This is a genomic window from Delftia lacustris, from assembly GCF_040267515.1.
In the GTDB taxonomy this organism is placed as follows: domain Bacteria; phylum Pseudomonadota; class Gammaproteobacteria; order Burkholderiales; family Burkholderiaceae_C; genus Comamonas; species Comamonas tsuruhatensis.
On the sequence record NZ_CP141274.1, the window covers coordinates 4718533 to 4730421 of the forward strand.

Here is an 11889-nt window from a genome sequence, read left to right on the forward strand (position 1 = left end):
GCCAGGCCGCTGTGGTGCCTGCGGGCCTGCCTCACCGTGCGGCCCCGTTCAGGCAGCGCGCCATCAGCGCGGCGCCCTCGGCCATGCGTGGTCCGGCGCGCACCAGCACGTCCAGCTCGGCCGGTTCAAAGCGGCAGACGCGCCCGGCCTGCATGGCGCGCATGCGGCCCCAGCCCGGATAGGGCTCGCCCGAAGTGCCCAGGCTGCGGTCGCCGCCCAGGATGAAGTCCGGGTCGGCGCGCACCACGAATTCAGGGTTGATGCGCGGGAACGGCCCCAGCTGCGCGCCCACGATGTTGCGCATGCCCAGGCGTGCCAGGGTCTCGCCGATGAACGAGGACTCGCCTGCGGCAAAGGGGCCACGGTTGACCTCGAAATACACGGTCTGCCCGCGCAGCGCGGGCGCCATGCTGCGCTCCACCTCCTGCATGCGCGCCTCGATGGCGGCCCAGACCCGGTCGGCACCCTGCTCGGGCGGCAGGTCCAGCAACTGGCCCACGGTGCGCAGCACGGCCTGCGCATCGGCATGGGTGCGCGGCTCCAGCGCCACGACCTTGAGGCCCAAGGCCTGCAGCCGCGCCACCGAGCGCGAGGCCATGGACACCAGCACCAGATCGGGCTTGAGCGCGACGATGGCCTCGATGTTGGGATCGATTCCGCCGCCCATCACGGGCAGGGTCTTCACATGGGCCGGCCAGTTCGAATAGCGGTCCACGCCCACCAGGCGCTGGCAGCCGCCCAGCGCGCACACGGTCTCGGTCAGCGAGGGCAGCAGGCTGACGATGCGCTGCGGCGGCGCGGGCAGCTCCACCTGGACACCCCGCCCGTCCGTGACCCGGATGGCAGCCTGCGCCGCAGACAGCGCCAGTGCCAACGCCAGGCCCCACAGGGCGAGACGCCATGGCCTCACGGCTGCGGGCCCTTGAGCGCCAACGGCAGGCCGGCGCACATCAGCGTGACGGTTTCGCAGCTTTGCGCCGCACGCTGGTTGAGCACGCCCAGCGCATCGACGAAGGCGCGCACCTGCGATCCCAGCGGAATCACGCCCAGGCCGATCTCGTTGCCGACCAGGATCACCGGGCCGGGCGCGCCCTGCAAGGCGTCAAGAAAGGCCGCGCATTGGCCCGACCATCCACGCGCCAGTTCCTCGGAAGGCTGGGCCGGCATCATCCAGTTGGTCAGCCACAGCGTCAGGCAGTCCACCACCAGCAGGCGCTGCGGCGTGCTGTGCCGCGCAAGCATGGCGGCCAGGTCCAGCGGCTCCTCAAGCGTGGCCATGCCGGGCACGCGCTCGGCGCGGTCGCGCCGGTGGCGGGCGATGCGCTCGCGCATTTCGTCGTCCCAGGGCTGGCCGGTGGCGATCAGCGCGGCCTCGCGGTCCGGTGCGCCATCGAGCCAGGCGCGCGCCAGCAATTCGGCGCGGCGCGACTTGCCGCTTTTCTGGCCACCCACAATGAGCTGGCTGCGGGGAAGCGAAACGGTGGAGATGGGCTCGGTCATCACGCGGTCCCCGGATGAATGTCGGCGCCCAGCAGCGCGGCCACGGCACGCGGCTGCGAGGCAAACCAGGCATGGAAATAGCTGGCATGCACGCTGCCGTGGCGGTACAGCGCCTCGCCCCGGTCGGGATGGGCGTCCTGTCCCGGACGGCTGCTGCGCCCGGCCTCGGTCATGGAAGTCTCCAGCCGGCTGTAGTGAAAGGTGTGGCCGCGCAGCAGGCCCCAGGGCGTGGGCAGCTGCAGCATGCCCAGTCCCGCCAGGCGCGGCTGCATGCAGGCATGGCCGGGCAACAGGCCCCAGAGGTCCGTGGTCCGGCCCGCGGTGTCGGTCAGTCGCTCGCACAGCGCCAGCATACCGCCGCACTCAGCCCAGACCGGGCGGCCGGCAGCCACGTGGCCGGCGATGTCGCCGCGCAGCGCGGCATTGGCGGCCAGAGCATCCAGGTGCAGCTCGGGATAGCCGCCGGGCAGCCACAGCGCATCGCAATCCGGCAGGCGCTCGCCGGCCAGCGGCGAGAAAAACGCCAGCCGCGCGCCCATGGCACGCAGGCAGTCGAGGTTGGCCGCATAGATGAAGCTGAAGGCCGCATCGCGCGCCACGGCCACGGTGCGGCCCGCCAGCCAGGGCTGCACCTGCTCGGTGCGTTCGGCAGGCAGCTCAAAATCCACGGACCAGTCCTGCCAGCTGGCGCCCTGCCCCGGCCCGGCCTGCCAGGGCAACTGGCCCAGCGGCGTAGCCTGCAGCGCGTCGGCGGCCACGTCCAGGCGCACCAGCGCATCGTCCAGTTCATGTGCGGCGACCAGGCCCAGGTGTCTTTCGGGCAGCAGCGAGGCGGCGCCTTTGCCCTGCACGCGCGCCAGCGCGCCCAGCCACAGCGAGGGATCGCGCAGGCCGGCACGCAGCAGATCGGCATGGTGGGCGCTGCCCACCCGGTTGGCCAGCAGGCCGGCCCAGCGCAGGCCCGGCCGATAGTACTGCAGGCCATGGGCCAGCGCGCCAAAGGTGCCGGCCATGCCCGAGGCGTCGATGACGGCCAGTACCGCCAGGCCCAGCCGCTCGGCCACATCGGCCGCGCAGGGCGTGCCGTCGAACAGCCCCATGACGCCTTCCACCAGGATGAGATCGGCCTCGCAGGCGGCTGCGTGCAGGCGTGCACGCATGTCGGACTCGCCCGTCATCCACAGGTCTACGCTGTGCACGGGCGCGCCGCTGGCCAGTTCATGCCAGTGCGGATCCAGGAAGTCGGGGCCGCACTTGAACACGCGCACGCGCCGGCCCTGGCGCGCATGCAGCCGCGCCAGCGCAGCCGTCAGCGTGGTCTTGCCCTGGCCCGAAGCCGTGGAAGTGATCAGCAGCGCCGGGCAGCGTGCCCCGCCCTGGCCAAGGTCAATGTTCATGTGTTCGCTCCGCGCGGCGCATTGTAGTGCGCGCCCGCACCGCGGCCGCAACCAATGCTTACGCAATACATCCCGCCGAAGCAGACGAGTCCTACAGATGGCGCTACGATTTTGTGAGACAGTCTGGCGCTCGCTCTCCAATACCCGAGCAAGGCGCTGACGTCAAGCCGTGTACGCCTGCCTGTTACCAGGTTTCCTCGGATACTTCCACGGAATGTGCTCACTTCGTTCGCACGTCCTACAATCTCAGCGTCTATGACCTCCCAGACTTCCCTCGACCACATTGCAGAGCGCGTGGAGCGCCTGCTGGTTCGCCACGAGGAACTGCAACGCACCAATGCGCTGCTCGCCGAGCAGGTGGCGGCCCTGACCCAGGAGCGTGATTCGCTGCGCTCGCGGCTCAACGCCGCCCGGGCCCGCGTCGATGCCCTGATCGAGCGCCTGCCCTCCAACCAGGGGGCCTGACCCCTTCGCAACCGCCGACGCCCCGAACGCCCATGAAGCAGATCGAAGTGCAAATCCTGCAGCAAAGCTATGTGCTGACCTGCCCCGATGGCCAGGAAGAGCGTCTGCTCGAAGCCGTGCGCCGTGTGGACACGGCCATGACCCGCATCCGCGACAGCGGCAAGGTCCGCTCCCGCGAGCGCGTGGCCGTGCTGTCCGCGCTGAACATGGCCTTCGACGTGCTGGACCGCGAAGCCCAGGAAAGCGCCATGGCCACGGCCCAGGCCGAGATGCAGTCCCTGCATGACGAGGCCGCTTCCCAGCACAACGCCCCATCCCAGCCGCCCGAGCCCAGCCCCGAGGAGCTGGCCGAGCGTGCGCGCCAGCAGGCCCTTGCCGAGCAACTGGTGCTGCGCCTGGACCAGGCCCTGGAGGGCGATGCGCGGCTGATCTGAGCCTGGGCCGCCGCTGCCTTTCCTTGCCCCGCACGACAGCCTCTTCGGAGGCTGTTTTCATTGCATCGCCCATGTCAATGAAAAGCCCATGCCGTTCAAAGAACTTGATCGCGGGCCTGATCAACGGCCTTAGAATGGAGGCGTCTGCAAACCCGCCGGGCTTTATAGTTCCTTGGACCAATGCTCTATGAGCCCGGGCTTGGTACATTGCCATTCGAGCGTGATCGTCTCGCGTCAGATGAACCCAACGTCTGGCTGCCCTTGCCCCCCTGAACCCCGGTTCAGGATGACGGCCCGGTGGTCTTTGCAGACACCTGATTCCAACCCGGCGCACCTCCACGGTGCGCCGGGTTTTTTGTTGCCCGCCCCTCCACTACCGATCTGCCGCCGCATGCCTGATCTGCTGTTTCTCGAACTGGCCCTGCTGGGCCTGTGCTCCGGTTTCCTGGCCGGCCTGCTGGGAGTGGGCGGCGGCATGGTGCTTGTGCCGTTTCTGACCTACTTTCTCGACAAGCGCGGGGTCGGCCCGGACCTGTCCGTGAAGATGGCGATCGCCACGGCCATGGCCACCATCGTGTTCACCTCGATCTCCAGCCTGCGCGCCCACCACGGTCGCGGCGCCGTGCGCTGGGACATCGTGCGCAGCCTGGCGCCGGGCATCATCACGGGCGGGCTGCTGGCCAGCCTGGGAGTCTTCGCACTGCTGCGTGGCAAGTACCTGGCGCTGTTCTTTGGCGTGTTCATCGGCTACATGGCGCTGCGCATGCTGCGCAGCAACAGCCAGCCCACGGCCACGCGCGCCCTGCCGGGGCCGCTGGGGCTGTACGGTGCCGGCACGGGCCTGGGCTTCATCTCGGGGCTGGTGGGTGCGGGCGGGGCCTTCATCAGCGTGCCCTTCATGATGCGCTGCTCGGTGCCCATGCACATGGCCGTGGGCACCAGCGCGGCGCTGGGCTTTCCGATTGCCGTGGTGAATGCGGCAGGCCTGATCTTCACAGGCGCGGGTGACGCGGGACGCCCCGAATATTCGCTGGGCTACCTGTGGCTGCCGGCCCTGCTGGCACTGGCCTGCTGCAGCGTGCTGACCGCGCCGCTGGGCGCGCGGGCCGCGCACCGGCTGCCCGTGGCCCAGCTCAAGCGGATCTTCGCCACGCTGCTGTTCGGCCTGGCGGCCTACATGCTCTGGAAGGGCTTGAGCGCGGGCAGCTGAGCGCTTGCCACCTGGGCCATTCTCTGCCGGTAGGCGATGGCGCCGATGCCGGCGCGCTGGGCCTGCAGGCATTCGCCGAATTGCTCGCGCGGCAGGCCCGGCGCGCACAGAAAGCCCTGGAAGTAGTGGCCCTGCATGCGGTGGATGGCCGTCAGCTGCTCGTGCGTTTCCACGCCCTCGGCCACGATCTCCACGCCCAGCGCCAGACCCAGGCTGATAATGGCGCCGACGATGGCCTGGTCGCCCTCGTCGCTGGGCAGGCCGCGCACAAAGCTCTGGTCGATCTTGATCTTGGAGATGGGCAGCTTCTTCAGATAGGCCAGGTTGGAGTAGCCGGTGCCGAAGTCGTCGATGACCATGCCCACGCCCAGATCGGCGATCTGGCATACGCGCAGCGCCATGTCCTGTGCATCCTGCAGCAGGATGCTTTCGGTCAGCTCCAGCTCCAGCAGATGGGGTTCCAGGCCGTAGCGGCGCAGCAGCTCGGTCACGCGCTCGACAAAGCCCGACTGGCGAAATTCCAGCGCCGAGACGTTGACCGACACCTTGATCGGCATGCCCTGCTTCTGCCAGCGCGCAGCCTCCTGCACCGCCTGCTCCATGACCCAGGCGCCCAGCGTGACGATGTAGCCCGACTCCTCGGCCAGCGGAATGAAGACACCGGGCGAGACCACGCCGAATTCGGGGTCGGTCCAGCGCAGCAGCGCCTCGGCCGCGACGATGCGGTCGCTGTCGATGTGCACCTGGGGCTGGAAGTACACGGCCATGCGGCCATGCTCCAGCGCCTGGCGCATGGCATGCTCCAGCTTCATGCGCGACAGCAGGCCCGCGCTCATTTGCGGCTGGTAGAAGCTGAAATGTCCCCGGCCCCGCTCCTTGACGCGGTACATGGCCGTGTCGGCCTGGCGGATCAGCTCGTCCAGCGTGAGGCCGTCGGCCGGGTACTGGGCCACGCCGATGCTGCACTGCACGGAAAAACCCAGGCCGTCGAGCAGGAAGGGCCGCTCCATCTCCTGCAGGATGCGCCTGGCCACCGCGGCAGCCAGCTCGGCGTTGCAGCCGTGCAGGTAGAGCACGAACTCGTCGCCGCCCAGGCGGCACAGGATGTCCACGGGCCGCATGCAGTCGCTCAGGCGCTGTGCGACCAGCTTGAGCACTCGGTCGCCGAACTGGTGGCCCAGCGAGTCGTTGATGATCTTGAAGCGGTCCAGGTCGATGAACAGGATGCTGAACACCGTGCCGCCTGCGCGTGCGGCCTCGATGGCCGCATCCACGCGCTCCGTGAGATTGAGCCGGTTGGGCAGGCCGGTGAGCGCGTCGCTGTAGGCCAGCTGTTCGATGCGCTGCTGTGCCACGCGCTGCTGGGTGAGGTCGCGCATGAAGCCGATGCTCTGCACCACGTCGCCCTGCGCATTGCGCAGCGGCACCCAGGACAGGCGCACGGCGCAGCGCGCACCGCCGGCCTGGCGCAACCACAGGTCGCCCTCCCAGAAGCCGCCTTGATGCCACTGTATGCGGGCCAGGTCGCCCAGCGTGTCGGATGGGTCTTCGGTGGCTTCGAACAGCGATTCCACCGTGCGGCCCTGCACGGGCATGCCGCCCAGCAAGCGTTCGCAGGCCGGGTTGGTGCGTGCCACGTCCATGTGGCCATCGGCGATGAAGATGCCGTCCAGGCTGGACTCGAAGACCCGCGCAGCCAGCTCCAGGCCCGCCTGGGTCTGGGCCTCGGCCGTGATGTCGCGGAAGGAGAAAATGCGCCCCATGGGCAGGCCCCGGCGCAGCTGGGGCACGGCGCGGCGCTCCAGGATGCGGCCGTCGCGCAGGTCCAGTACGTCGGACGCTTCCATCAGGGGCTGGGCCGACAGCAGCTTCAACTGCTGCGCGTAGGACTCGGCATCGCGCACCTGGCCGGCCAGGTGATCGAGGATGGCCGCGTCGTTGCGGCGCACCAGCAACGCCTCGGGAATGCCCCAGAGCGTGGCGAATCGGTGGTTGAAGGCGCGGATGCGGCCATCGGGATCGCACACCAGGATGGCGTCGGCCGCCGACTCCAGCGTGGCGCGCAACTCGCCCAGCAGGCTTTCGAATTCGGCCTCGTGCAGCGCCTGCTCGCGCCGGTCCAGCATGCTGACCAGGAGCACCTCGCCGTCGAGCGCGCGCACGCGCATCTCCACGGGCGCCAGCTGGCCGTCGGCACGGCGCACCTCGGAAATGAACTGGGCGCCGGCCTGCCAGTTGAAAGGGTCGCTCCAGAACGCCTGCTGCTGCGGCGTGGCGGCCAGCACCTGCACGGGCAATCCCACGGCGGCATCGGTCTCATAGCCGGTGACGGATTCGCTGGCGGCGTTGGCGCGCAGCACCTTCAGGCTGCGGGCATCAATCAGCCACAGCGCCTCCTGCAGTGCATCGAGCAGGCGGGGCCAGGCGCGGTTGAGCGCTTGCTTGTTCAAGACGCCACCTTCGGCGGATCCAATTCCACCGCCCGTTCAAAGTAATAGCAGACACGCCGGCGCGGCGACAGATAGTCCAGCGCTTCGCGCGGCAACTGCGCAGGAGCCACGCCCCGGCGTATGCCCAGCGCGGGAAACAGCTCCAGCGCCAGCACGGGCGCCTGGGCGGCCGGCACGCTGGCGTCATGGACCATCACCGAAGGCTTGAGCGGCCGTGATGCATTGACGGACATGACCATGGCATGGCGCCCATCGGTCAGCTCCACCACCGAACCTGGCGGGAACACGCCCATCATGCGGATGAAGCCATTGAGCACGGGCGCGGCGAACTTGTCGCGCAGCCGGCTGAACAGCATGGACAGCGCCTCGTGCGGCGTGTGCGGCGTCTGCGCATCGCCGGGATTGCACAGGCGGTCATAGGTGTTGACCAGGGCCAGGATCTGGCCCGTGAGCTCCATGTCCTCGGCCACCAGGCTCAGCGGGAATCCCGTGCCGTCGGCCCACTCATGGTGCTGTGCGATGGCGGTGGTGACCTGGGCCGACAGGCCCATGCGCATGGCGATGGCCACCGATTCACCCACATGGCGCTCGTAGCGGTCGCGCAGCGCGTCGGGCACGGAAGACTCCAGGGCCAGGCCGTGCATGCCCTCGGCGCCGGCCACCGGCTTGCCGGCATCGTGCAGCAGCGCCGCCAGGCCCAGGTCGCGCAGCAGCGCAGCCTCCAGGCCCAGGGCCCGGCCCAGCAGCAGGCCGAGCACGGTCACGTTGACGGCATGCACGCTCTGGTTGCTGCCCACGCCATCGGACAGGAGGTGAATCGCCACGTCCTGCGGGCCGGCCAGTTCGGCCAGGCAGCCGTCGACCAGGGCTTCGGTGGGCATGCGCGCCTGCTCGGGCGCGCTGGCAAGGGTGGTTTCGATGGCCACATAGCCACGCTCCACCTTCTGAAAGCGCGCATTGCAGTCCTCCAGCCGGCCGCGCCAGTTGGGCACGGACAGCAGCAGCGGCGCTGCGGGTGCAGGTTCCTCGGCGGGTTCGGCTGCGGCGGCCGCCACAGCGGGCAGCGGCTGCGGCGGCGGAGTGCGCACCTCGGCCGGCCAGGCGTCGCTTTTGTGCGGAACGCAGCGCACCGCCTCCAGGCCCAGGGATTTCAGGGTCTGGATCTGTGCGCTGGAGGTGATCTTGAAGCTGCTGACCGGAAAGGGATGGTTCAGCCATCCAACATCGAGCTGGACAAACATGCCCGGACGGAGGTCTCGGATATCGATGAGGACGGAATGGTTCACGCGCGGCAACGGCCCCGAGGCTGAAGGAATCGGCAAATGTAAGCCGATGATTCGGGCATTATCTCCAGTTCTGAGGGCCTTGCAGTCAATCCGCGACCCTCAGGACCAAGTCTGTCCCCCGCTGTTGTTCATCGGCACCAGAGACTGGGCTTGTAGATCAGGTCCATCCACAGCGCCCACACGGCCACGCCCACCAGCATCAGGCCGGCCAGCCGCGTGCCCCATTCGGCACGCAGGCCGTTCAGGCGCTGGCGGCCCAGCCGCCACAGCCAGGGGCCGGCCACCAGCCACAGCCCGCTGCCCACGCCAAAGGCCGCCATGGCCGATGCGCCCTGCAAGGGGCCACCGCTGAGCGCGGCGACCAGCACGGCCGAATACAGCAGTCCGCAGGGCATGAGCGCCCAGGCATAGCCCGCCGCCAGCGTGCCGCCAGGGGCGGACACCCAGGGCTGCACGCGCCGCCAGGCGGCGCGGCCCGCAGACTCCAGCCAGGCGGGCTGGCGGGCCTGCACCATCATGGCCAGGCCCCAGGCCATCACGGCGACATGGGTCAGCGTCCAGAACGGCTGCAGCGCCGTGGTCTGGCTGGTGAGCCAGGACAGGCTTTCCATGGCCAGCGCCGAGGCAGCGCCCAGGCTGGCATAGCCGGCCAGCCGCCCGCCATGGAACAGCGCCGTGCGCAGCCACAGCCGGCTTTGCAGTCCATGGACGGCGACCACCTGCCCACCACCCTGTACCGTGCCCTGCCCCGCCCCGCCCGTGACCACGCTGCAGGGCGCGGCGCACATGGCAAGGCAATGGGGCCCGCCGACGAGCCCCATGATCAAAGCGGTCCAGAGCAGCGACAACAGCATGGGGCCTAGATGATCCTCGAAAACCGCGCCCGGTTCTTGTCGGCCTGCAGATATCGGTCAAACAGCATGGCCACGCCACGCACGAAGTACCAGCCCATGGGCGTGACCTGGAATCCCTCGTCGCTGATCTGCACCAGCCCCTTGGCCTGCAGGTCCTGAAGCGCCGCCAGCTCGGGGGCGAAGTACTCGCGAAAGCCCAGCAGCCAGGCCTGCTCCATGGGCTCGAACAGCACGGCGCCCTGGCACATGATGGCCATGATGACGGCGCGCCGCACCAGATCATCGCGCGACAGTGCCAGGCCGCGCACCACGGGCAGGTGGCCGGCGTCGATGGCGTCGTAGTACTCCTCCAGCGTCTTGGCGTTCTGGCTGTAGCTGGCCCCCACCTTGCCGATGGCCGACACGCCCAGCGCAATCAGGTCGCAGTCGGGCTGGGTGCTGTAGCCCTGGAAGTTGCGATGCAGCCGGCCCTGGCGCTTGGCCACGGCCAGCGCGTCCTCGGGCAAGGCGAAGTGGTCCATGCCCACGTAGACATAGCCGCCCTCCATGAAGGCCGCGATGGAGCGCGAGAGCATGGCCAGCTTGTCGGCGCCCTGGGGCAGGTCCTCGGCCGCGATGCGCCGCTGCGGCTTGAAGCGCTCGGGCAGGTGGGCATAGGCATAGAGCGCGATACGGTCGGGCCGCAGCGCATTGACCTGGGCCAGCGTGCGCTCGAAGGACTCGGGCGTCTGCTTGGGCAGGCCGTAGATCAGGTCCACGTTGATGGAGGCAAAGCCCAGCTGCCGTGCGGCCGCCACCAGCGCGAACACCTGCTCGGCCGGCTGCACGCGGTGCACGGCGATCTGCACCTGCTCGTCGAAGTCCTGCACGCCGAAGCTCAGGCGGTTGAAGCCCAGCTCCTTGAGCACGGCCAGGCGTTCGACGCTGACGGTGCGCGGATCGACCTCGATGGAGTATTCGCCGCCCGGCTCCAGCTTGAAATGCTCGCGCAGCAGGGCCATCAGCGTGCGCAGTTCATCGTCCGAGAAGAAGGTGGGCGTGCCGCCGCCCAGGTGCAGCTGGCTGACGGCCTGGCCCTTGCCGCAATGGGCCGTGTGCAAGGCCATCTCGCGCGCCAGGTAGTCCAGGTAGACGGCCGCGCGATCGTGGTGGCGCGTCACGATCTTGTTGCAGGCGCAGTAGTAGCACAGCGACTCGCAGAACGGCACATGCACATACAGCGACAAAGGCATGGCCCGCGCTGCGGTACTCGATTTGCGGTGCTCAAGTGCCAGGATATAGTCTTCAGCACCGAAAGCCTCCACGAAACGATCGGCCGTGGGGAACGAGGTGTATCGGGGCCCCGGTACGTCGAAGCGACGCAGCAGCTCTGGGGTGACAGCGGTCATGGGTTTTTTCCTCTAATGTCGTCCACTGTGCCGCAGCCCATTGGCCGCGTCCTTGACTCATATCAAGAGTTGTTCGCGGCAGTGCTGCGACAATTTGATCCAACTCATCGCCATCCACGAGGTCACCGCCGGCGCACTGCTGCGCCGCTGATGTTTACTCCATGAACCTTCAGACCATCAAAGCATCCTGTTCCAATTGCAACCTGCGCGAGCTGTGCATGCCCATGGGCCTGGATGCCGAGCAGATGCAGCGCATCGACGACATCGTGGCCACGCGCCGCAAGGTCAAGCGCGGCGGCCTGCTGTTTCGCAACGGTGAGTCCTTCACCTCGCTGTACGCCATCCGCACGGGCTTCTTCAAGACCTGCGTGGCCACCGAGGACGGGCGCGACCAGGTCACGGGCTTTCAGATGGCCGGCGAGATCATCGGCCTGGATGGCATCGTCAACGACCACCACACCTGCGATGCGGTCGCGCTGGAAGACGCCGAGGTCTGCGTCATGCCCTTCGACAAGCTGGAGGACCTGTCGCGCGAGGTCACGGCCCTGCAAAACCATGTGCACAAGGTCATGAGCCGCGAGATCGTGCGCGAGCATGGCGTGATGCTGCTGCTGGGCAGCATGCGTGCCGAGGAGCGCCTGGCCGCCTTCGTGCTCAACCTGGTGCAGCGCCTGCACGCCCGGGGCTTTTCCAAGTCGGAACTGGTGCTGCGCATGACGCGCGAGGAAATCGGCAGCTACCTGGGCCTGAAGCTGGAGACGGTGAGCCGCACCTTCTCGAAGTTTGCCGAGGAAAACATCATCGAGGTGCGCCAGCGCCATCTGCGCATCCTGGACACGGACGCGCTCAAGCGCATCGTCAACAGCCAGCAGTGCCAGTGAGGCCGCAAGGCCCCGCCCCCCGGC

11 protein-coding genes are annotated in these 11889 nt (G+C 68.6%); 4 read left to right on the forward strand and 7 right to left on the reverse strand.

All coding sequences use genetic code 11. From position 1 onward, the window contains the following. Positions 1 to 31: 31 nt before the first annotated feature. The 3 genes from U6958_RS22975 to U6958_RS22985 are packed head-to-tail and all read right to left on the reverse strand — an operon-like array spanning position 32 to position 2897. Complete coding sequence (locus U6958_RS22975) at positions 32 to 910, reverse strand: ABC transporter substrate-binding protein (protein ID WP_074922979.1); 879 nt, start codon at positions 908 to 910, stop codon at positions 32 to 34. Beyond that, a complete protein-coding gene (locus tag U6958_RS22980; RefSeq protein ID WP_047217631.1) occupies positions 907 to 1500 on the reverse strand; it encodes a bifunctional adenosylcobinamide kinase/adenosylcobinamide-phosphate guanylyltransferase in 594 nt (197 codons plus the stop codon). Before U6958_RS22980 ends, U6958_RS22975 begins: the two co-directional genes overlap by 4 nt. Continuing rightward, a complete protein-coding gene (locus U6958_RS22985) occupies positions 1500 to 2897 on the reverse strand; it encodes a cobyrinate a,c-diamide synthase (protein ID WP_074922978.1) in 1398 nt (465 codons plus the stop codon). Before U6958_RS22985 ends, U6958_RS22980 begins: the two co-directional genes overlap by 1 nt. A gap of 255 nt (positions 2898 to 3152) precedes the next feature. Here U6958_RS22985 and U6958_RS22990 point away from each other — a divergent pair, with 255 nt between their 5' ends. The 3 genes from U6958_RS22990 (at position 3153) to U6958_RS23000 (ending at position 5006) form a co-directional block, all read left to right on the forward strand. Then, a complete protein-coding gene (locus tag U6958_RS22990; protein WP_012204637.1) occupies positions 3153 to 3362 on the forward strand; it encodes a hypothetical protein in 210 nt (69 codons plus the stop codon). Between the two features lie 32 nt (positions 3363 to 3394). Continuing rightward, positions 3395 to 3796 carry a cell division protein ZapA gene (locus U6958_RS22995; RefSeq protein ID WP_016445211.1) on the forward strand — a complete coding sequence of 134 codons (402 nt, stop codon included), beginning with the start codon at positions 3395 to 3397 and terminating at the stop codon, positions 3794 to 3796. Between the two features lie 391 nt (positions 3797 to 4187). Beyond that, positions 4188 to 5006 (forward strand): sulfite exporter TauE/SafE family protein, encoded by an 819-nt coding sequence (locus U6958_RS23000; protein ID WP_016445210.1) that lies wholly within the window; start codon positions 4188 to 4190, stop codon positions 5004 to 5006. On the opposite strand, the gene U6958_RS23005 is transcribed toward U6958_RS23000, so the two are convergent. The 4 genes from U6958_RS23005 to hemN all read right to left on the reverse strand — a co-directional run bounded on the left by U6958_RS23005 (position 4970) and on the right by hemN (position 10984). Next, complete coding sequence (locus U6958_RS23005) at positions 4970 to 7456, reverse strand: bifunctional diguanylate cyclase/phosphodiesterase (protein WP_017407404.1); 2487 nt, start codon at positions 7454 to 7456, stop codon at positions 4970 to 4972. The genes U6958_RS23000 and U6958_RS23005 overlap by 37 nt on opposite strands. Next, positions 7453 to 8697 carry an HD-GYP domain-containing protein gene (locus tag U6958_RS23010; protein ID WP_244160513.1) on the reverse strand — a complete coding sequence of 415 codons (1245 nt, stop codon included), beginning with the start codon at positions 8695 to 8697 and terminating at the stop codon, positions 7453 to 7455. The genes U6958_RS23005 and U6958_RS23010 overlap by 4 nt, the downstream gene beginning before the upstream one ends. Positions 8698 to 8870: 173 nt before the next feature. Next, positions 8871 to 9596, reverse strand: coding sequence for a sulfite exporter TauE/SafE family protein (locus U6958_RS23015; protein ID WP_074922977.1), 726 nt, complete (start codon positions 9594 to 9596; stop codon positions 8871 to 8873). Between the two features lie 5 nt (positions 9597 to 9601). After that, positions 9602 to 10984, reverse strand: a complete 1383-nt coding sequence (gene hemN, locus U6958_RS23020; RefSeq protein WP_026062632.1) for an oxygen-independent coproporphyrinogen III oxidase — start codon at positions 10982 to 10984, stop codon at positions 9602 to 9604. A 161-nt stretch (positions 10985 to 11145) separates the two neighbouring features. On the opposite strand from hemN, the gene fnr reads away from it, so the two are divergent. After that, positions 11146 to 11865, forward strand: a complete 720-nt coding sequence (gene fnr / locus U6958_RS23025; protein WP_016445205.1) for a fumarate/nitrate reduction transcriptional regulator Fnr — start codon at positions 11146 to 11148, stop codon at positions 11863 to 11865. Positions 11866 to 11889: the final 24 nt, after the last annotated feature.

Excerpts from the sequence above, each read along its gene's own strand:
- U6958_RS23010 (WP_244160513.1), bottom strand. The coding sequence starts at position 8,697 with ATGTTTGTCCAGCTCGATGTTGGATGGCTGAACCATCCCTTTCCGGTC.
- U6958_RS23000 (WP_016445210.1), top strand. The coding sequence starts at position 4,188 with ATGCCTGATCTGCTGTTTCTCGAACTGGCCCTGCTGGGCCTGTGCTCC.
- U6958_RS22990 (WP_012204637.1), top strand. The coding sequence starts at position 3,153 with ATGACCTCCCAGACTTCCCTCGACCACATTGCAGAGCGCGTGGAGCGC.
- hemN (WP_026062632.1), bottom strand. The coding sequence starts at position 10,984 with ATGACCGCTGTCACCCCAGAGCTGCTGCGTCGCTTCGACGTACCGGGG.
- U6958_RS22995 (WP_016445211.1), top strand. The coding sequence starts at position 3,395 with ATGAAGCAGATCGAAGTGCAAATCCTGCAGCAAAGCTATGTGCTGACC.
- fnr (WP_016445205.1), top strand. The coding sequence starts at position 11,146 with ATGAACCTTCAGACCATCAAAGCATCCTGTTCCAATTGCAACCTGCGC.
- U6958_RS22980 (WP_047217631.1), bottom strand. The coding sequence starts at position 1,500 with ATGACCGAGCCCATCTCCACCGTTTCGCTTCCCCGCAGCCAGCTCATT.
- U6958_RS22985 (WP_074922978.1), bottom strand. The coding sequence starts at position 2,897 with ATGAACATTGACCTTGGCCAGGGCGGGGCACGCTGCCCGGCGCTGCTG.
- U6958_RS23015 (WP_074922977.1), bottom strand. The coding sequence starts at position 9,596 with ATGCTGTTGTCGCTGCTCTGGACCGCTTTGATCATGGGGCTCGTCGGC.